The organism is Janthinobacterium sp. FW305-128 (assembly GCF_020858135.1).
Lineage (GTDB): Bacteria > Pseudomonadota > Gammaproteobacteria > Burkholderiales > Burkholderiaceae_D > Janthinobacterium.
Map to the genome: position 1 here is coordinate 194,322 of NZ_JACYMK010000002.1, position 17,631 is coordinate 211,952.

Genomic DNA, 17,631 nt, shown 5'->3' on the forward strand with positions numbered 1-17,631 from the left:
AAACGATAAACTGGGGCATGACCGATCACCTAGTACAAATCAGTAAATTCCTTTCCCTTATCCTGCGCCACGCGCCCGAAAAAATCGGCCTCGCCCTTGATGCCCAGGGCTGGGCCGATATCGGCCAGTTGCTGGCGCAAGCGGCCCAACATGGCCGCTCCATTTCCCGTGAACAATTGGATGAGGTGGTGGCGCGCGACAGCAAGACGCGCTACGCGATCAGCGATGACGGCTTGCGCATCCGCGCCAACCAGGGGCATTCCTTGGCCGCCGTCGATATCGCACTGCCGCCCGCCACGCCGCCCGCCATGCTGTACCACGGCACGGCCAGCCGCTTTGTCGAGGCGATCCGTGCCGGCGGCCTGCTGCCGGGAGCGCGCAATCACGTGCACCTGTCGTCCAGCCGCGAAACGGCCGTGGCCGTGGGTGCGCGCCACGGCAAGCCCGTCGTGCTGACGGTCGATGCGGCCGCCATGCAGGCGCAGGGCCACGTGTTTTATGTGTCAGACAACGGCGTGTGGCTGACGCAGGCCGTGCCGCCGGCGTTCATCGGTTTTCCCTGATTAATGGCTTAGCGCCCTGGCCCTGGCTTGCCCCTGGCGCTTGCGCCGCCAGATCAGCACCCCCGTCACGCTCAGGCCCGCCACCAGCACGCCCATGGCGCAGATGAACAGTTTGAAGGGCCAGCCCCACATCGAGGCCATGTGCAGGGCGCTGATCCAGCTGCGGATGGTGTCGCCGCTGGCCGCGCCCGTGGGCAGCCAGGCGGCCAGCTGCCGGCCGCTGGCCGCATCGAAAAAGACGGTGGTCAGGCCCTTGTGTTCGCGCACGTCGCGGCTGCTGCGCACGCTGTAGCTGTAGACGCCCAGCGCGCGCTCGTAGGCCAGCGCGTTTTCCTCGAGGATGGCAAAGTGCCCGCTGCGCGCCAGCTGCGCCATCAGGCTGCGGCCTTGCGCGCGGGCGGCAGGCCAGTCCAGCTGCGGCCCCGGCGACGGCGTGTGCCGCGCCACCACTTCCTCGGCTGGCTGATGGGGAAATAGCGGATGCATCACGGCCGCATACGCGCCGTACAGGTTGAAGGCGACGCCGCTCCAGGCGAAGACCAGCAGCATGGCCCACAGCCACAGGCCGCCCGCGCGGTGCAGGTCGAACACCAGTTTATAAGTGCCGCCATGGCGGCGCAGCAGCCACGACGGGCGCCAGCGCATCAGCCACGGTTTGCTGCCCGGCGAGCGTTTTTTCAGGCGTGCGGGGAAGGTGAGGGCGGCGCCGATGAAGCAGTCGATGGTCCAGACGATGGCGATCAGGCCGAAGATCAGCAAGCCCGTGTCGCCCAGCGCCAGCGCATAGTGCAGGCGCTCGATGAAGGGCAGCAGGTTGATGGCGCCCTGGCCGATCTCGCCCCATTTTCGCTGGCCCAGTAGCGCCCCCGTGTACGGATCGACAAACACTTCGTCGCTGGCCAGCGGCGCGGCGTCCGCCGTCGGGCGCAGGTAAAACTGCATGCTGTGGCCTGTTGGCGCCGACAGCGGCGCGTAACTGAGCTGCGCCTGCGGGAAGCGCGCGGCGACGGACTCGCGCAGCAGCAGGGCGTCGAGCGGCGCGGCGCCCGGCGTTGGCGGCGCCGCGCGGAAGACGGCAGGCAGCAGGGCCGCCTCCAGTTCATCCTTCCACGCGAGCGCGCTGCCCGTGACGCCGGCCACGATGAGGAAGCCGGCCATCAGCAGGCCGGCATAGCGGTGCATGGCCGCCAATGCAGGGCGCATTTGCAGCGATGGCATCAAAAGCGGTACATGGCGCTGACGTTGGCCGTGCGTTCGGCATTGCGGTAGCACAGATTGGGCAGGTAGCCGCAGTCATACAGGGTCTGCTTGTTGAGCACATTGTTGACGTTGAGGGCAAACTGCCACGGTCCGCGCGACAGGCCCAGCGCCGCATCCCACTGCGTGATACCGCCATTGCGGATATTCAGGTTCTCGCCGTCGGAGTTCGAGCGCATGGCGCCGAGAAAGCGCATGCCCAGCGCCGCATACGCGGGCAGCGTCGTGCCCAGGTTGAACGATTGGCGGGCCCAGGCCGAGGCGCTGTGGCGCGGCGCGCCCGCTTGCTGCAGACCCAGGTCGCCGTTATTGCTCTTCCTGACTTCCGTATCGAGGTAGGTGTATTGCGCGATCAGGCTCAGGCGGCTGGCAAACTCCGTGCGCGCTTCCAGTTCCACGCCGCGCGAGCCCACCTGGCCCGTTTGCTGCAGGCGGCCCGGATTGCCGATGTCGGAGGTGGTGACGTTGTCGCGCACCAGGTCGAAGACGGCCGCCGTATAGCTGGCGCGCTGGCCCACGGGTTCGTAGCGCACGCCCGCCTCGAACTGCTTGCCGCGCGATGGCTTCAGGGCGCTGCCGTTGGCCGTGATGCCCAGTTCGGGCGAGAACGAGGTGGCGTAGCTGACATACGGCGCCCAGCCGCCATCGAACAGGTAGACGGCGCCCACGCGGCCCGTGGTGGCCGATGGCGACTGGTGGAAGTCGGGTTTGACGGCGCCGCTATGGAGGTCGGTGACGTCGCGCGACTGCGTGGCCTTGTCGCGGCGCAGGCCGGCCGTCACGACCCAGCGGTCCCATTTCAATTGATCCTGCGCATACAGGCCCAGCTGGCGCGACGGCGCTTCAGCGCGCGTGGGCGCCTTGGCGGGAAGCAGCGGCTGCTTGCCGTACACGGGCTGGTACAGGTCGATCGGCGCGATAAAGCCTTTTTGATGGCGGTAGTCGTCCGTGTTGCGGATGTTCGCGTAATCGACGCCCAGCAGCACCTGGTGCGCCAGGCCGCCGGCGGCAAACCGCGCCTGCAGCTGGGTGTCGGCGAACAGACTTTTCGACGCCGTATCGACGGGCATGAAATAGCGCTCCACCGTACCATCGTCGTTCAGGCCCAGCGGGAACATGTCCGTGCGGTCGTTGTTCAGGCGCGTGTAGCGCAGGTTCTGGCGCAGCGACCAGGTGTCGTTGAAGCTGTGCTCGAACTCGTAGCCCAGCATGGTATTGCGGCGCTTGAAGCGGTTATCGTCGCCCATCAGGTTGACCTTCGGATCGACCTGGCCGCGCGGGCCAGGCTGCAGCAGCTGGTTGGGAAACGCGTACTGCTGGTTGTCCTGTTCGTAGCGGGCCAGCAAAGTCAGGCGCGTGGCCGGTCCCGCCTGCCACGTGAGCGAGGGGGCGAAGTACAGGCGGTTGTCGCGGTCGCGCTCCAGCCGTGTATGGGCTTCGCGGCCCAGCATGACGACCCGGTAGGTCCAGTCGCCGTGTGCGTCGAGCGCGCCGCCCACGTCGGCTTTCAACTGGCGGCGCTGGTAGCTGCCGTACTCAATCCCCACTTCGCGCACGGCATCCGCGCTGGGGCGCTTGCTGACGGCGTTGACCATGCCGCCGGGCGGAATCTGCCCGTACAGCACGGAAGCGGGGCCGCGCAGCACTTCCAGGCGTTCCAGGCCATACGGCTCGATCGAGGCGCCAAAGGTGCGGCCCGAATTGCGCAAGCCATCCTGCAGGATGCCGTTCGTCTCGATGGTGAAGCCGCGCAGCAGCGAGGAATCGTCGCTGCCCAGCGGGCGCTGGTTCGGCGTCACGCCGGCCGTGTAGCGCAGGGTTTCGTCGAGCGATTCGGCATTGCGGTCGCTGATTTCATCGGCCGTGACCACCGAGACGGATTGCGGGTTCTCGTTCAGGGCCGTGTCGGTCTTGGTGGCCGAGGCGGCGCGCCGCGCCACATAGCCGCGCACGGGGCCCGTGGCCGTCTCGCGCTCGCTGCTCGCATTGATGGTGATCGCGGGCAGGGTGGCGCTGGCCTGGGCCGGCGCTGGCGTCTGTGCCGCGGGGGCGTCCGCGCGCAGCGCATACGCGCCATGCGCGCCCGCCACCAGGCGCAGGCCCTGGCCGCGCAGCAGTTCCTCGAAGCCCTGGCGCACCGTGTAGCTGCCCGCCAGCCCGCCGCTGCGCTTGCCCTGCAGGAGCGCGGCATCGGCCGACAGTTCCACCCCGGCCGTGCTGGCGAAACTGGTCAGCGCACGTTCCAGCGGTCCGGCGGGAATGGCGTACTGGCGCTGCGCCCGCGTGTTGCCTGCCGCCTGGGCGTGGGCGGCTGGTGCCGTGACGGCCAGGGCGCCCACGGCGGCACCAGCGAGGAACAGGGCCTGGATGGCGGCGGCGAGGGGAAACGGGCGCAGCTTGGGTGCGGGAGCGGTCAGGCGAGCAGGCATGGTGCAAATCCTTGGAAAGTGGCGGGAAAAAATTCGTTCTTCCCGTATTCCGAACGAAAAGCCAAAACCCTCAACGTTTTTTCAATTATTTTGCAGGTATTTTTCAGGACGCCTGGCGCGGCCCCACGCTGACCCAGTAGCGCGTGCGGTAGCGCAATTGCACGGGCAGGCTCAGGGCCAGGTTGGCCAGCGAGCGGTCCGTGTCGCGCAGCGTATACACGCCCGTCACGCGCAGAGCGGCGATGGACTCGTCGCAGCGCAGCACGCCATGGCGGTAGCGGCCCAGCTCGGCCAGCAAGTCATCGAGGCGCATGCGCTCGGCCACCAGGCTGCCCTGCGCCCAGGCGGCGGCGCTGTCTTCCACGCTCGCCACGTCCTGCACGTCCTGCCGCGTGTAGCCGGCGCGCTGGCCCGCCTGCAGATGCAGGGATTCCGCCCCGGCGCGGGCCGGCTGCAGGGCCACGGCGCCCTGGAAGACGGCGACCTGGCTGACGCCATCGTCGAGGCGCACGGAGAAGCGCGTACCGAGTGCCGTGGCCGTGCCCTGCGGCGTTGCCACCAGCAGAGGGCGGTAGACTGCCGCGTTTTCGTGCGCGCTGGTGACGAGGATGGCGCCCGCGCGCAGCACGATGCGCCGTTCGCCGGCGTTGTAGCGCACGTCGATGGCGCTGGCCGTGTCGAGCACCACCTGCGTGCCGTCGGCCAGCACGATGGCGCGCGTCTCGCCCACGACAGTGCGGTAGTCGCTGCCCATGCCCATGCGTTGCCACAGGCCGGACTCGTGCGCCAGCAGGGCCGTGCCGCCGCCCGCCGCGATCAGGCCCAGCAGCTGCAAGGCGCGCCGGCGCCCGGTGGCACGGCGCTGGACCGGCGCCAGCGCGCCGCGCGCCACCTCGCGCGGCAAAGCGTCGAATTGCCGGGCGAAGCGCTGCAGCCGGGCCCAGGCCCGCTCGTGCTCGGGGTGGGCGGCGCGCCAGGCGGCGCACGCATCCGCGTCGGCCGCGCTGGCGTCTTCCGCCCACAGCCGCGCCATCCACTCGGCGGCACGCTGCAGCGCGGCAGGGGCGATGGGGGCGCCGTCCGGTTGGGAACTCATGCGAATTGCGCCGCGCAGCAGGCCAGCAGGGCGCGGGCGATGTATTTTTCCACGGACGAGACGGATACGCCCAGGCGCGCGGCGATGTCGGCATACGCCATGCCTTCGAGCTTGCACAGCAGGAAGGCGTCGCGCACCTTGGCTGGCAGGCTGGCGAGGATGGCGTCGATTTCCAGCAGTGTCTCGACGATCAGCGCGCGCATTTCCGGCGTCGGGACGGTCGCTTCCGGCTGCGCGGCGATGGCGTCCGCATAGGCGGCCTCGATATGCCGTCGGCGGAACAGGTCCACCACCAGGCCGTTGGCGATCTGCGCCAGATGCTGGCGCGATTCTTCCGGCTGGGGCGCGCGGCCCCGCGCGAGGATGCGCAGATACGTGTCGTGCGCCAGGTCGGCCGCATCGAAGGCGTTGCCCAGCTTGCGGCGCAGCCAGCCCTGCAGCCAGCCGTGATGGTCGCTGTACAGGATTTCGATTTGATGGTGCAGTTCCAGTTCCGGGCGTAGCATGCAACCTTTCCATGCCATGGTCCGCGGGACAGCGTGGCCTTGATGCGATTGAGAATTGTTCGTATTGTAGCCCGATTGCCGCGACTTGTGGCCCGGCAGTGGCGGGCCAGCAACGCTGTCGAGCCGGCATCAGGCCGGGATCAGCCTGATATCGGCCACCCGCTCGACCAGCCACACGCACGCCACCAGGGCAATCGCCAGCGAGCCCACGGTCAGCACTTGCCGGTACAGCCAGGTTTTGCGCAGCAGCCAGGCGAGGGGCAAGAAGGCGGCGACGATGGCCAGCTGGCCGATTTCCACGCCCACGTTGAAGCCCAGCAGGCTGGCCAGCAGCGAGCCTTGCGGCAAGCCCAGGTCGCGCAGCACGCTGGCAAAGCCGAAACCGTGGATCAGGCCGAAGGCGAACGCGGCCACGGGCCGCTTGCCCCGGAACAGGGGCATCAGGTTGTTCAGCGCGGCCAGGATCACGGAAGCGGCGATCGCCGACTCCACCCAGCGCGACGGCAGCGATACGAGCGACAGACTGGCCAGGCTCAGGGTGATGGAATGGGCGAGCGTGAACGCCGTGACGACTTTCAGCACGTCAAGGAAGGCCGCCTTCAGACCGTGCTGCTGCTCGCGCAAGCCCGGCAGCAGCACGGCCGGCAGCAGCAGCGACAGCAAAAACAAAATATGGTCGTAGCCGATCCAGATATGCCAGATGCCGTGTTTCACGTAGGCGCCGAACTGCGCCAGGCGGTCGGGCGCGGCCAGCGAAATGGTCTGGCGCGGGCTGTCCGGGTCGAAGATGGCCGTTTGCGTGGCGCCGCCGCTATCGATCTTGAGCAGCCCCTTGTGCTGCGGATCGAGGTCGGCGAACAGCGTGTAGCCAATGGTCACACTGGCCGGCGCAGCGCCGCCCGGGCAAGTGGCCTGGAAGCGCAGCACGTTGTAGGCGCCGTCCGTGTGGCTGTCGACCAGCTGTTCGATGGCTTGCAAGGGGCAGACGCCCTGGTCGCTGGCCAGCTGCAGGCGCTGCAGCGCATAGGCGGCAATCGCCGCATGGCGCGCGCGGATTTCATCCCAGGTCAGCGCGCCGTCGCCATTGCCATCGAGGCCGATGGCGAAATCGAGGTCGCGCAGGGCGATATCCCATTGCCCCTTGATCTGCTGGCCGTGCACGGTCAGGCTCAGATAGCTGTCGCTGGGCTTGTGGGCTTGCGCGGGTGCCAGCCAGGCGCACAGGAGCAGGATGAACAGGCAGCGCTTTACAGCACACCTCACAGCACACCTGCTTTCCTGATAATACTGACTTTTTGCCCATCCTGCGGGCCCAGCTGCCTGACGAGGCGCTGCAGAGCCACGTCTTCCACGCCGTTGGCCCCGATCCAGGTCAGCACCGGTTGCGCGGCGCCGTCATTGTGCGCGGCCAGGGCCGCTTCGAGCAGGATGCGCATGTCGGGCACTTCCTTCTGGATGGCCCAGTTCTGCTGCGCCAGCCGCAGGGCGGACGGCACATCTTTTTGCAAAAACAGGGCGAAACGGGCTTGCTCGCGCTGGTGCACGGTGTCGCCCCGCTGCATGGCGGCGGTGAAGCGGGCCGCCAGCTCGGCCTTGGCCGCCTGGAATGCCGCTTGCTGGCCGGGCAGCGATTGCAGGGCCAGCGCGTAACGCAGCAGCAGGGCGTCGATGCGCTGCCGGTCCTGCAGCAGCTGGACGACTTCCTGCGGACGCTGCCGGTCGAGCAGGAAATCCGCGTAGGCACCCAGCAGATAGCTGTCGCGCGGCTGCCGCGCCAGTGCCTTGGTGTAGCGCGCCTCGGCCAGCGTTGAATCTCCGCGCCGCGTGGCCATTTCCGCCAGCAGGGTGGCGGCCCAGCTTTCCAGCTCGGGCGCCGCGCCGGCACTTCTTTGCAGGGTCAGGTCCAGCAGGCGCTCGCTGGCGGCGGCGCGGCCCGTGACGCTGGCGATATTGGCAAGGCAGGTGACGGTGACCAGCTGCGTGGAAAGCGCCGACAGCCGGGCGCAGCTGGCGGTCGCCTGCGCGTAATCGCCCTTCACGGTGAGCACGGTGGCGCGCGTCAGCCAGGCCTGGCCATTCGCCGGTTCCTGCGCGATGACGGCGTCGAGGTCTTGCAGGGCGAGACCGAACTTGTGGGTGCTTTGCAATATGGTGGCGCGCAGCAGGCGCACGGGCAGGGGCGGTGCCGCTTGCCGCCACCAGGGCGCCAAGGCCGCTTGCGCGTAGCCGAGGTAGCGCGGGTCCGTTTCGCTGCGCGCCAGGGCGATGTAGCGCTGCGCCAGGCTTGCCGCCAAGGCCAGGTCTTGCGGCGTAGCATTCAATTGCTGGCGCAGGCCGCGCAGCTCGCTCTGCGTGGAATCGGCGCGGCGCGGCAGCTGTTCGATGACGGCGCCGCCGTCTTTCGGCGTGTAGGGCGCGGCCTGGGCCAGCAGGGGCAGGCAGGCGCACAGCAGGGAAATCGGTGTTTTCATCATGGATGCCATCAACAGTCATTGATGCGGGCGCCGGAGAGCGGACTCCCCGGCGCCCGCGAGGGCCTTACAACGGCACCGGTTCCGTGTCTTCCGGCGACGTCGCCATGATGGCGTCGATGGCGACGCCATCCTTGTCATCGCTGGTGGTCAGGATGACGTTGCTGACGGCCACATAAAACGCATCGAGCAAGACCACGGGCGGCGGCGTGGTGCCGCCGTTGCCGTTATCGCCGTCGTGGCTGCTGCTGCCGCCACCGCAGCCGGCCAGCAGGGCCGCGAGCGCCAGGGCGCCGATCAGATAGAGCTTTTTCATCGCGTTCTCCTTGTTACTGCTGTGGCGAACCGGCCACGGGCGTTTTCAGGTAAGGGAAACCCGCCGTGAAGAAGGTTTCATCCAGGAAAGCGCCGTCCGTGAAGTGCAGGGCGCCGGCCGGTGCGTCGGCCGGGGCGCAGCCGATGTTCAAGGTGCACAGCTTGCCCATGGCCACGCGCAGCACCACGTCGACCACGTCGTCGCCAGGGCGGCGGCCGTTCGGGAAGCCCGCGTTATCGCCGCCGATGACGCCCAGGCGGTTTTGCGCACCGACGTTGGTGGGCGCGATCGACGTATTCAGGCGCAGCATTTCCGATGCCGTCACGGTGACGGGCTGGTTCACGCCCTTGATGCCCGTCAAAAAGGTGGCCACCAGGTCGTTGCGGGGGAAGTTGGTGGGCGCCTTGGCGCCTGCCGAGCCGAACAGTACTTCCACCAGCGCCGGCGCTGTCGGGTTGGTGACATAGTCGGCAAACTGCGCGTCGCCCGACGGTTTGCTGGCGTTGAAGCGGTCTTTGTCCTTCAGGCCGATGACCAGTTCATTCACCAGCGGCATGCCCAGGCGCGACACTTGCACCCACGCGCCGCCTTCCTTCGAGGCCGCGGTGCTGCCCGGCGCCGGGTTCAGCAGACGTCCCTGGCGCAGGCTGGCCGTGGTCCAGCCGCCGATGACGGGGTCGCTGCCGGCCGTGAGGCAGGCGGTCGGCACTTCCATCTCGATGGCCGTGACGTTCTTGCGTGCCAGGTCATCCTTGGCGGCCGACTCCGCATTCGCGGCAAACTCCGTGGCGGGCGCCTTGATGTTGATCAAGTCGAACGTTTCGCCCAGGTTCACCACGAACGGGTCTTTGCGCTGGCCGACGAACATGCGCGCCGGCGTGGCGCAGCCGGGGATGTTGACCGTGTAGACGTGCTGCGCGGCATACGCGGCATAGTTGGGGATGGACTTGGTGCCAATGTAGTCGACGGGCTTGTCGAACGTCGTGCCGCCGCCCGTGGCGTTGGTCACGGCGCTGCGCGTGCCCGAGCGGCGGTCGCCCCGCACCACCGTCACGCTGTAGGTTTCGCGCACGTTCAGGCCGGCCGGGTTGACGGAATCGATGGCGCCGCCGTTGATGACGAGCGGAATCGACACTTTCTTGCCGCCCACGGTGAACTGGCCGTCCTTGATGGTGTTGTTGAAGCGGAACTGGAAGGTGAGGTCTTCCTTGCCGTCGCCATTGTTGTCGATATGGATTTCGTACAGGGCGTTCGGGTCCATGGCGAAATAGTTGGGTCCGCCATAGGCGTCCTGCAGGGGAATATAGTCGGCCACCAGGGTGGTGTAGGCGCCGCGGCCCGCTTCATAGCTGCGGAACATATAGAAGTCGGTGGCGTCGACTTTGGGGTTTTGCGTGATGAACGGCGCTTCGCGGTGGCTGGAAGCGTACGCGGCTGGCGCGATGGCCAAAGTGAAGGAAACGGCGAGCAGGTTGCCCAGGAGTGCGGCGCCCAGTGCGGTTTTCGAGTATGACAATGACATTTCGATTCTCCCGATTTTTGTTGGCGTTGACAGACAAGTTCAAGAAACTGCAGGCTGCCTGGCTTATACGAACGGCTACAAAAAACGGATTCAACTCTTTGTCAAAGTCTGCAACTGACCTTGTAGGCCCCCTACCAGGCCAGCACTTTGGGACCGAGGGCGGCGCCGATGGCGGTCGGCACCAGCATGCCCAACACGTACCAGAAGCCGACGAAGCTGGCCGCCAGCTCCGGGCAATGCAGGCAATACACGAGGGCAGCCATGGCGCCGGCGGCAAATCCGGCGGCGGCGCCCGCCAGACGCAGGCGCGTGGGCGCCAGCTGGCGCATCAGGTGCAGCACGGCGGCCAGGATGGGCAGCGAGAGCATGGCGATCAGCAGGGGGCAGCTGCGCCAGGTGGCGCCCCAGAACAGCTCGGCCCGCTGTTCGGGCGGGGCTTCGTTCAGGATGATGGCGCCCAGCGCCCACATCAGCAGCACGGGCATGGCGAGCAGCAGGGGCAGGGCGCTTGTGTTGGCGCCCGGCACGCACAGGCGGCGGCTGACGTGCCAGGCCGCCAGGCACAGGCACACGACAAAGCCCACCTTGATCCAGAAGTCGGGCAGCTGGGCCAGCTGTTCCAGGTTGGGCCGCACGCCCAGCAGCATGGCCATCAAGGCCACGCTGGCCAGCAGGGCGGCGCCCAAGGTGCCTGCGGCGCGCCAGTGCGTGCCGGGCGGTGCCGCGGCGGCCACGTCCGGGCCGCTGGCCAGCATGGCGATCAAGTCATCGGTTTTCATGGTGCGCTTCCTTCTATCCTTAAATGGGCCGCCAGTGCTTTCAAGCCGCGGTGCACGGCCACCTTGACGCTGGCTTCCGAAATGTCCATGGCGGCCGCTGTGTCGCGCACGGACCAGCCGTCGAGCTTGGTATGCACGATGGCGTCGCGCTGCTGCGCCGGCAAGGTGGCAAGCAGCTTGCCCAGGTCGCGGCTGGCCTCGGCCGCCTCGGCATCGGCGCTGGAAAACAGTTCCTGCGCGCTATCTTCTTCGTCATACGGCAAGTGCTGCGCCTCGCGCCGCCCGTGCCGGCGCAGCCAGTCGATCATCTTGTAGCGCGCGATCGCATGGATCCACGACGTCAGCGGCACGCCCGTGTCATATGTCAAGCGCTGGTTGTGGATGGCTAATAAACATTCCTGCACCAGGTCTTCCGCCTCGTCCGGCCAGCGCTGCAGGCGGCGCCGGAAAAACGCGCGCAAATGGGCGCTGCTTGCCTGCAAGAAACTGCGATACGCCGCCGCATCGCCATCGAGGCCGCGCAGCATCAAGCCGTGCAGCCGCAATTCCGTGCCGTGCAACTGCTCGCTTATTGGTATTCGTTGCATGCAAGCCTTTGGTGACAGGCGTTGAAAAAAATAAATCTTAAATTATTTGAGGGTGGCTGTAACCAATCCGCACGGTGCGGCGAATTGACAGGCAAGCACGCTTCCTATTTTTAATATACCGGTGAAAGACCATGGACATCAAGCAGCGCCTTGCAACATTACTTTTACCCTTGCTGAGCATGGCTGTGGTAGCGCCGGCCATGGCGCAGATGGCTTCCGGCCAGCGCTGCGAAGTCAAAAGCGGTGCGCAGACGGCGGCGCTGGTGGAGCTGTACAGCAGCGAAGGCTGCTCCAGCTGCCCGCCCGCCGACCAGCGCCTGAACGCCTTGCGCAAGGAAGCGGGGACGGCCAGCCTGGTCGTGCCGCTGGCCCTGCACGTCACGTACTGGGACCAGATCGGCTGGACGGACCCGCTGGCGCAGGCGCAATTCGATGCGCGCCAGGCCGAGCTGTTGCGCCACCAGCCGCGCCATGTGGCCTATACGCCCCAGTTTTTCGTGGGCGGCACGGAATTGCGCGGCTGGGATACGCAGTTGCCGGCCGCCATCCGACGCATCAACGCGACCGCCGCGCCCGTCGCTATCCGCCTGTCCGCCGCGCCGGCGCCGGGTGGCAAGCTGCTGCTGGAAGCCGATGCCAGCGCAGCGGACGCGCGGACGGGCGGCCAGCTGTATGTGGCCGTCAGCGAAAGCGGCATCGTCTCGACCGTGCTGCGCGGCGAAAACCGGGGCGCTACCCTGCATCACGATGCAGCCGTGCGCCTGTGGCTGGGGCCGCTTGCGCTGGCGCAAGGCCGCGCCCGGCTGCGCCGCGAAGTCAGCCTGCCCGCCAGCTGGCGCCCGGAAAACCTGCAAATCGTCGCCTTCGTGCAGCGGGCCGACAGCAGCGCCATCCTGCAAGCCGTCAGCACGGCATCCTGCGCGAAGGGGGTGATGTGATGAACGGACAAGCAAGCGTGATCCACCCCGCCTGGCTGCGCCTGACGCACTGGCTCAATGCCGTGGCCGTGGTGGTGCTGGCCACCAGCGGCTGGCGCATCTACAACGCGGCGCCATTCTTCCCCTTCGAGTTGCCACGCGCGCTGACCCTGGGCGGCTGGCTGGGCGGCGCCCTGCAATGGCATTTCGCCGCCATGTGGCTGCTGGTGGGCAATGGCCTGCTGTATCTGGTCATCAATATCGTCTCGGGACGGCTGCGGCGCCAGTTCTTTCCCCTCTCGCCGCGAGCGCTGCTGGCCGATTTCATCGCCGCGCTGAAGGGCAAGCTGGCCCATGCGGACCCGCGCCGCTACAACATGGTGCAGCGCGCCGCCTACCTGTTCGTCATGCTCGATTGCATCGTGCTGGTGCTGTCCGGCCTGGTGCTGTGGAAATCCGTGCAGTTTCCCCTGCTGCGCGAGCTGATGGGCGGCTATGACAGCGCGCGCCGGGTCCACTTCATCGCCATGGCGCTGCTGACGGGCTTTGTGGGCGTGCACCTGCTGATGGTGGCACTGGTGCCGCGCACCCTGGTCGCCATGCTGCGCGGCCGCTAAGGAGATGAGCATGAAAAAATCCATCCTCGTGCAAGAGCAGGGCCAGGCCATGCTGGCCGACGCCTTGCGCCAGATCAAACAACCGTCGCGCCGCCTGTTTTTGCAGCGCAGCCTGACCCTGGGCGGCCTGTCCCTGCTGACGGGTTGCAACGCCAGCGACCCGTCCAGCATCGAGACGGCCCTGACGACGGTCTCGCGCTTCAACGACCGGGTGCAGGGCTGGCTGTTCGACCCCAACAAACTGGCGCCCACGTATCCGGACTCCATGATCACGCGGCCGTTTCCCTTCAACGCCTATTACGGCGAGGATGAGGTGGAACAGGTCGATGGCGACGCCTGGCGCCTGGAGTTGAGCGGCTTGATCGCCGACAAGAAGCCGTGGACCCTGCCGCAGCTGCGCGCCTTGCCGCAGGAAACGCAGGTCACGCGCCACATCTGCGTGGAAGGCTGGAGCGCCATCGGCAAGTGGGGCGGCGTGCCGTTTTCCCACTTCCTCAAGCGCGTGGGCGCCGACACGACGGCCAGATACATCGGCTTCCAGTGCGCCGACGATTATTTTACGAGCATCGACATGGCCACGGCCCTGCATCCGCAAACCATCATGGCCTTGACCTACGACGGCCAGGAATTGCCGCCGAAATACGGCTACCCGATGAAATTGCGCATGCCGACCAAGCTGGGCTACAAGAACCCCAAGCACATCCAGGCCATTTTTGTCACGAATACCTACCCGGGAGGGTATTGGGAGAATCAGGGCTACAACTGGTTCGGCGGTTCCTAGGAAGGCCGGGGAGCCGGCCAGGGCGGCGTTGCATTGCCTTGTCGTACTAGTCTACTGCCTGCGGCAATGCGCCTGGCCCTGACCACCTCCCGGCCTTCCTTATGTTCAGCAGCAAGCAGCACCCTGTAGCGCAGCAATAGTTTTACCACCGGGCAATCTCGCCCATCCAACACTGAGACAAGGACATATCATGAAAACCACCATTACCACCTTCGCCGCCATCATCGCTTCCGCCATCCTCATGTCGGGCGCCGCGTTTGCCCAGGACGCCATGCAGAAAGACGCGATGGCCAAGCCTGCCTCGGCCGACGCCATGCACAAGGATGCGATGGACAAGGACGGCATGCACAAGCCGATGGCCAAGAAACACATGAAAAAGGATCACATGGCCAAGGATGGCATGGCAAAAGATGCCATGGGGAAAGACGGCATGAAAAAGGATGAAATGAAAAAGGATGAAATGAAAAAGGATGAAATGAAAAAGGATGGCATGGCCAAGGATGCGATGGCCAAGTAGCGCAGGGGCCTGGCGCCGTCAACGCGATGGCGCCAGGCCGCGCGCGTCTTCCAGCGTTCACCCATGCTGCCGCATGATGCGAAGTTATTAATTGGTGTAAGCTGGACGCCTCCTGATTTCCCGCATGCACAGTCATGACCGAACCGTCCGTTGCCACGCTGTCCCCCGAAGCACATCCTTCCGATAAATCGATCCGTCGCCGCTCGCTGTTCGCCGCCTGCAGCGCGCATGCCGTGCATGACGGCTTGACGGACGTGATCTATGTGCTGCTGCCCATCTGGCAAGCGCAGTTTGCCATCAGCTACGCCATGGTGGGGCTGTTGCGCGGGTCGTACTCGGGCATGATGGCCGGTTTCCAGCTGCTGGCCAGCCGGCTGGCCAGGCGCTGGGGACGCGAGCGCATGCTGGTGGGCGGCACGGCGCTGGCCGGCGTCGCCTACCTGATCGCGGGGCAGGCGGGCGGCCTGGCCGTGCTGCTGATCGCCTTGCTGCTGGGCGGCCTGGGCGCCAGCACCCAGCATCCGCTGGCGTCTTCCATCGTCACCGACACGCACGAGGCGGGCGGCGGCGTCAAGGAAGCGTTGTCGCACTACAATTTTGCCGGCGATATCGGCAAGACCCTGATTCCCGCGCTGGTGGGCTTGCTGTTGTTGGTGTGCAGCTGGCAAGCCAGCGTCTCTCTGCTGGGCTTGCTGGGCCTGGCGGCGGCTGGCTTGCTGTGGTGGCTGCTGCCGAAGCCGGAAGAGATCCAGGCCAGCCAGAAGAAGGCGGTCAAACCCATCGCCGGCAGCGGCGCCAAAGGCAGCTTTCGCGCGCTGCTGGCCACGGGCACCCTGGACAGCGCCGTGCGCATGGGTTTTCTCACTTTTTTGCCATTTCTGCTGAAAAGCAAGGGAGCGGGCACGGCCGGCATCGGCGTGGCGCTATCGCTGCTGTTCGTGGGCGGCGCCTTCGGCAAGCTGCTGTGCGGTTATCTGGGCGCGCGCATCGGCATGATGAAGGCCGTGTGGCTGACGGAATCGATGACCTCGCTGCTGATCGTCGCGGCCCTGTGGCTGCCGCTGGCCGGCATCATGGCCATGCTGCCCCTGCTGGGGCTGGCGCTGAACGGCACCTCGTCCGTGCTGTACGGCGTGGTGCCGGAACTGGCCGAGCCAGGCAAGCGCGAGCACGCGTTTGCCCTGTTCTACACGGGCAGCATCGGCGGTGGCGCGCTGTCGCCCGTGCTGTTCGGCGCGCTGGGCGACCATACCAGCGTGCCCACGGCCTTGCTGGCGCTGGCGGCCGTATTGCTGCTGACCTTGCCGCTGGCGTGGAAGGTGCAGCGGGGCCTGGCGCATGGCGGCGCCGCATGACAGGATGCCTCGCATGAGTCTGCCATTGCCGCGCGACAAACACGATACGCAGAACGCGCAAGCCCTGACCGCCTTGCCATGGGAGGAAATCCGTCCCGCCATGCCGCAGATCCTCGAGTGGGTGCAGGATGCGAACTGGCCCGTGGCCGCCATCCTCCTGCCTTATCTGGCCGGTATCGGCCCACGCCTGGCTCCGTATCTCAAGACGGTGCTGGCCAGCGACGATGAACAGTGGAAATATGTTGTTCTGCTGGGCATCGTGCGCCATTCCCCCGGGCTTGCTACCGCGGTGGACGGGCAATTGCAGCGTTTCGCCCTGGCGCCAACGGCTGCCGAGCTGGAAGAAGGCGTGGCCGAGGCGGCCCGGGAGATTTTGGCGGGCAGCGGCGCTGGTGCGGCGTGACTTGCCCGCCAGCACCTGCATCGTCTACACTCGCCGCATGAAAAATTTTGAAAAGCGGCGCGACCGCTATGACTTGTTCCGCGCGTTCGACAATCCCCTCGTCAACATCAATTTCCAGCTCGACGTGCCCGATTTCCGCCCCTGGTGCAAGGAACGGAACATTCCCGTGTTTCACTTTTTCCTGTTTTGCCTGCTCAATACGGTCAGGGAAATCGATAATTTCATGTACCGCATCTGCCAGGGCGAAGTGATCCGTATCGACGATTTTCCCGCGTCCTACACCGTCATCAACGGCGACGAGAACCTCAATTACACGCGTTTTACGATGACGGACCAGCTCGATCTCTTCATCGAACGCAGCCTGGAAGCGAAACGCATCGCCGAAGCGAGCTGCGCGCTGATCAACACGGGCGAGGGAGAGACCGAGCGCGAGCAGCGCAACAATATCTTCATCACCTGCCTGCCATGGCTGGAGCTGGCGGCCATCGAGCACCCGATCTGCCGCCACCGCGACGCCGACATCCCGACCTTTACCTGGGGCAAATTCGGCCCGCCGCAGGACGATGGCCGCATGCGGATACCGTTTTCGGCGCAGGCCCATCACGGCTTTGTCGACGGCTACCATGTGCAGAAACTGGCGCAGGCGCTGGCGCAGCGCATCGCCGCCATCATTGCCTAGGCTAAATAGTCGCTGGGCGCCCGGCCCAGCACGCGGCGGAAGGCGGCCGTAAAAGCGCTGGGGCTGGCATAACCGAGATCGAGCGCGACCCGGGTGACGGCTTGTCCTTCGGCCAGCCGGGTGATGGCGGCCAGCAGGCACGCTTGCTGGCGCCATTGGGCAAAGGCCAGCCCCGTCTGGGCGCGGAACTGCCGCGTAAACGTGCGCCGGCTCATGCCCACCTGCGCGGCCATCGCATCGAGGCCGCTGTCCAAGCTCGGCTGTTGCAGCAACTCCATGCACAGCCGCGCCAGCCTGGCATCCTGCGGCAGGGGCGCGCTCAGGGGCAGGGGCCTGGCAGCGGCGATCTCGTCAAGCAGCAAGGCCATCAACCGCCCGGCGCGCGACGCCTGCACATACAAGGCTTCCACGGTCACGGCTTCGGCCAGCAGCTGGCGCAGCAGCGGCGTGGCATCGAGCACCTGGCAATCGGATGGCAAATCCATGCTGGCGATGGCGTCCGGGGCGATAAACACATTGTGCATGGTCACGGCGCCATGCATGCGCATGCCGTGCACCAGTCCGGCCGGTACCCAGCAAGCCCGTTGCGGCGGCACCAGCCAGTTGCCCTGCGGCGTGTGCACGCTGATGACGCCGCGCGCCGCATAGGCGAATTGCCCGCGCGCATGGCTGTGACTGGGAAATATCTCGCCGGGAGCATAGTCGCGCGCCGTGGCGATCAGTGTGCGCGGCACTTCCGTATAAAAATCATCCATGGCCCGTACTCTACAGTATTTGACCTGCCATCGAAAGCGGGCCGTTGCCTGTGCCACTACCATGCAGACTTTTCCTTCAAG

19 protein-coding genes are annotated in these 17,631 nt (G+C 66.4%); 8 read left to right on the plus strand and 11 right to left on the minus strand.

Features of this window, described 5'->3' with window-relative positions:
- Window positions 1-17: 17 nt before the first annotated feature.
- Window positions 18-563 carry an RNA 2'-phosphotransferase gene (locus IGS60_RS05615; protein ID WP_230502954.1) on the plus strand — a complete coding sequence of 182 codons (546 nt, stop codon included), beginning with the start codon at window positions 18-20 and terminating at the stop codon, window positions 561-563.
- Here IGS60_RS05615 and IGS60_RS05620 read toward each other — a convergent pair whose 3' ends face one another.
- From IGS60_RS05620 to IGS60_RS05665, 10 genes are all read right to left on the minus strand, one after another.
- Window positions 564-1,766 carry a PepSY domain-containing protein gene (locus IGS60_RS05620; protein WP_230502956.1) on the minus strand — a complete coding sequence of 401 codons (1,203 nt, stop codon included), beginning with the start codon at window positions 1,764-1,766 and terminating at the stop codon, window positions 564-566. It lies immediately after the preceding gene.
- Between the two features lie 14 nt (window positions 1,767-1,780).
- Window positions 1,781-4,249, minus strand: coding sequence for a TonB-dependent siderophore receptor (locus IGS60_RS05625; protein ID WP_230502958.1), 2,469 nt, complete (start codon window positions 4,247-4,249; stop codon window positions 1,781-1,783).
- Window positions 4,250-4,352: 103 nt separating this feature from the next.
- Window positions 4,353-5,345 (minus strand): FecR domain-containing protein, encoded by a 993-nt coding sequence (locus IGS60_RS05630; RefSeq protein WP_230502960.1) that lies wholly within the window; start codon window positions 5,343-5,345, stop codon window positions 4,353-4,355.
- Window positions 5,342-5,851 carry a sigma-70 family RNA polymerase sigma factor gene (locus IGS60_RS05635; RefSeq protein WP_230502962.1) on the minus strand — a complete coding sequence of 170 codons (510 nt, stop codon included), beginning with the start codon at window positions 5,849-5,851 and terminating at the stop codon, window positions 5,342-5,344. The genes IGS60_RS05630 and IGS60_RS05635 overlap by 4 nt, the downstream gene beginning before the upstream one ends.
- A gap of 129 nt (window positions 5,852-5,980) precedes the next feature.
- A complete protein-coding gene (locus IGS60_RS05640) occupies window positions 5,981-7,114 on the minus strand; it encodes a HupE/UreJ family protein (RefSeq protein WP_230502964.1) in 1,134 nt (377 codons plus the stop codon).
- Window positions 7,111-8,325: a hypothetical protein gene (locus IGS60_RS05645; protein ID WP_230502966.1), complete on the minus strand. Its 1,215-nt coding sequence runs from the start codon at window positions 8,323-8,325 to the stop codon at window positions 7,111-7,113. Before IGS60_RS05645 ends, IGS60_RS05640 begins: the two co-directional genes overlap by 4 nt.
- 64 nt (window positions 8,326-8,389) lie before the next feature.
- Complete coding sequence (locus IGS60_RS05650; protein WP_230502968.1) at window positions 8,390-8,638, minus strand: hypothetical protein; 249 nt, start codon at window positions 8,636-8,638, stop codon at window positions 8,390-8,392.
- Window positions 8,639-8,651: 13 nt separating this feature from the next.
- Window positions 8,652-10,160 (minus strand): DUF4331 domain-containing protein, encoded by a 1,509-nt coding sequence (locus IGS60_RS05655; RefSeq protein WP_230502970.1) that lies wholly within the window; start codon window positions 10,158-10,160, stop codon window positions 8,652-8,654.
- Between the two features lie 131 nt (window positions 10,161-10,291).
- Window positions 10,292-10,939, minus strand: coding sequence for an NrsF family protein (locus tag IGS60_RS05660; RefSeq protein WP_230502971.1), 648 nt, complete (start codon window positions 10,937-10,939; stop codon window positions 10,292-10,294).
- Window positions 10,936-11,526 (minus strand): sigma-70 family RNA polymerase sigma factor, encoded by a 591-nt coding sequence (locus IGS60_RS05665; RefSeq protein ID WP_070292257.1) that lies wholly within the window; start codon window positions 11,524-11,526, stop codon window positions 10,936-10,938. Before IGS60_RS05665 ends, IGS60_RS05660 begins: the two co-directional genes overlap by 4 nt.
- 131 nt (window positions 11,527-11,657) lie before the next feature.
- Here IGS60_RS05665 and IGS60_RS05670 point away from each other — a divergent pair, with 131 nt between their 5' ends.
- The 7 genes from IGS60_RS05670 to IGS60_RS05700 all read left to right on the plus strand — a co-directional run bounded on the left by IGS60_RS05670 (window position 11,658) and on the right by IGS60_RS05700 (window position 16,795).
- The gene (locus tag IGS60_RS05670; protein ID WP_230502973.1) at window positions 11,658-12,464 is read left to right on the plus strand and encodes a DUF1223 domain-containing protein; all 807 of its coding nucleotides are present in this window, start codon (window positions 11,658-11,660) and stop codon (window positions 12,462-12,464) included.
- On the plus strand, window positions 12,464-13,060 hold the full coding sequence (locus IGS60_RS05675) for a cytochrome b/b6 domain-containing protein (RefSeq protein WP_121669592.1): 597 nt from the start codon (window positions 12,464-12,466) through the stop codon (window positions 13,058-13,060). The genes IGS60_RS05670 and IGS60_RS05675 overlap by 1 nt, the downstream gene beginning before the upstream one ends.
- Before the next feature lie 4 nt (window positions 13,061-13,064).
- A complete protein-coding gene (locus tag IGS60_RS05680) occupies window positions 13,065-13,841 on the plus strand; it encodes a molybdopterin-dependent oxidoreductase (protein ID WP_230502976.1) in 777 nt (258 codons plus the stop codon).
- A 190-nt stretch (window positions 13,842-14,031) separates the two neighbouring features.
- Window positions 14,032-14,358 carry a pentapeptide MXKDX repeat protein gene (locus tag IGS60_RS05685; protein WP_230502978.1) on the plus strand — a complete coding sequence of 109 codons (327 nt, stop codon included), beginning with the start codon at window positions 14,032-14,034 and terminating at the stop codon, window positions 14,356-14,358.
- Between the two features lie 134 nt (window positions 14,359-14,492).
- Complete coding sequence (locus IGS60_RS05690) at window positions 14,493-15,713, plus strand: MFS transporter (protein WP_230502979.1); 1,221 nt, start codon at window positions 14,493-14,495, stop codon at window positions 15,711-15,713.
- Between the two features lie 13 nt (window positions 15,714-15,726).
- Entirely contained in the window at window positions 15,727-16,116 is a 390-nt protein-coding gene (locus IGS60_RS05695; protein WP_230502980.1) for a DUF5071 domain-containing protein, read from the plus strand.
- A 37-nt stretch (window positions 16,117-16,153) separates the two neighbouring features.
- Window positions 16,154-16,795, plus strand: coding sequence for a CatA-like O-acetyltransferase (locus tag IGS60_RS05700; protein WP_230502981.1), 642 nt, complete (start codon window positions 16,154-16,156; stop codon window positions 16,793-16,795).
- Here the strand turns inward: IGS60_RS05700 and IGS60_RS05705 are convergent.
- Entirely contained in the window at window positions 16,792-17,550 is a 759-nt protein-coding gene (locus IGS60_RS05705) for a helix-turn-helix domain-containing protein (RefSeq protein WP_230502982.1), read from the minus strand. The genes IGS60_RS05700 and IGS60_RS05705 overlap by 4 nt on opposite strands.
- Between the last annotated feature and the right edge of the window lie 81 nt (window positions 17,551-17,631).

What these genes read in the sequence shown, in the direction of transcription:
- IGS60_RS05615 (WP_230502954.1), top strand. Translation starts at nt 18, where the DNA reads ATGACCGATCACCTAGTACAAATCAGTAAATTCCTTTCCCTTATCCTG.
- IGS60_RS05620 (WP_230502956.1), bottom strand. Translation starts at nt 1,766, where the DNA reads ATGCGCCCTGCATTGGCGGCCATGCACCGCTATGCCGGCCTGCTGATG.
- IGS60_RS05625 (WP_230502958.1), bottom strand. Translation starts at nt 4,249, where the DNA reads ATGCCTGCTCGCCTGACCGCTCCCGCACCCAAGCTGCGCCCGTTTCCC.
- IGS60_RS05630 (WP_230502960.1), bottom strand. Translation starts at nt 5,345, where the DNA reads ATGAGTTCCCAACCGGACGGCGCCCCCATCGCCCCTGCCGCGCTGCAG.
- IGS60_RS05635 (WP_230502962.1), bottom strand. Translation starts at nt 5,851, where the DNA reads ATGCTACGCCCGGAACTGGAACTGCACCATCAAATCGAAATCCTGTAC.
- IGS60_RS05645 (WP_230502966.1), bottom strand. Translation starts at nt 8,325, where the DNA reads ATGATGAAAACACCGATTTCCCTGCTGTGCGCCTGCCTGCCCCTGCTG.
- IGS60_RS05650 (WP_230502968.1), bottom strand. Translation starts at nt 8,638, where the DNA reads ATGAAAAAGCTCTATCTGATCGGCGCCCTGGCGCTCGCGGCCCTGCTG.
- IGS60_RS05655 (WP_230502970.1), bottom strand. Translation starts at nt 10,160, where the DNA reads ATGTCATTGTCATACTCGAAAACCGCACTGGGCGCCGCACTCCTGGGC.
- IGS60_RS05660 (WP_230502971.1), bottom strand. Translation starts at nt 10,939, where the DNA reads ATGAAAACCGATGACTTGATCGCCATGCTGGCCAGCGGCCCGGACGTG.
- IGS60_RS05665 (WP_070292257.1), bottom strand. Translation starts at nt 11,526, where the DNA reads ATGCAACGAATACCAATAAGCGAGCAGTTGCACGGCACGGAATTGCGG.
- IGS60_RS05670 (WP_230502973.1), top strand. Translation starts at nt 11,658, where the DNA reads ATGGACATCAAGCAGCGCCTTGCAACATTACTTTTACCCTTGCTGAGC.
- IGS60_RS05675 (WP_121669592.1), top strand. Translation starts at nt 12,464, where the DNA reads ATGAACGGACAAGCAAGCGTGATCCACCCCGCCTGGCTGCGCCTGACG.
- IGS60_RS05680 (WP_230502976.1), top strand. Translation starts at nt 13,065, where the DNA reads ATGAGCATGAAAAAATCCATCCTCGTGCAAGAGCAGGGCCAGGCCATG.
- IGS60_RS05685 (WP_230502978.1), top strand. Translation starts at nt 14,032, where the DNA reads ATGAAAACCACCATTACCACCTTCGCCGCCATCATCGCTTCCGCCATC.
- IGS60_RS05690 (WP_230502979.1), top strand. Translation starts at nt 14,493, where the DNA reads ATGACCGAACCGTCCGTTGCCACGCTGTCCCCCGAAGCACATCCTTCC.
- IGS60_RS05695 (WP_230502980.1), top strand. Translation starts at nt 15,727, where the DNA reads ATGAGTCTGCCATTGCCGCGCGACAAACACGATACGCAGAACGCGCAA.
- IGS60_RS05700 (WP_230502981.1), top strand. Translation starts at nt 16,154, where the DNA reads ATGAAAAATTTTGAAAAGCGGCGCGACCGCTATGACTTGTTCCGCGCG.
- IGS60_RS05705 (WP_230502982.1), bottom strand. Translation starts at nt 17,550, where the DNA reads ATGGATGATTTTTATACGGAAGTGCCGCGCACACTGATCGCCACGGCG.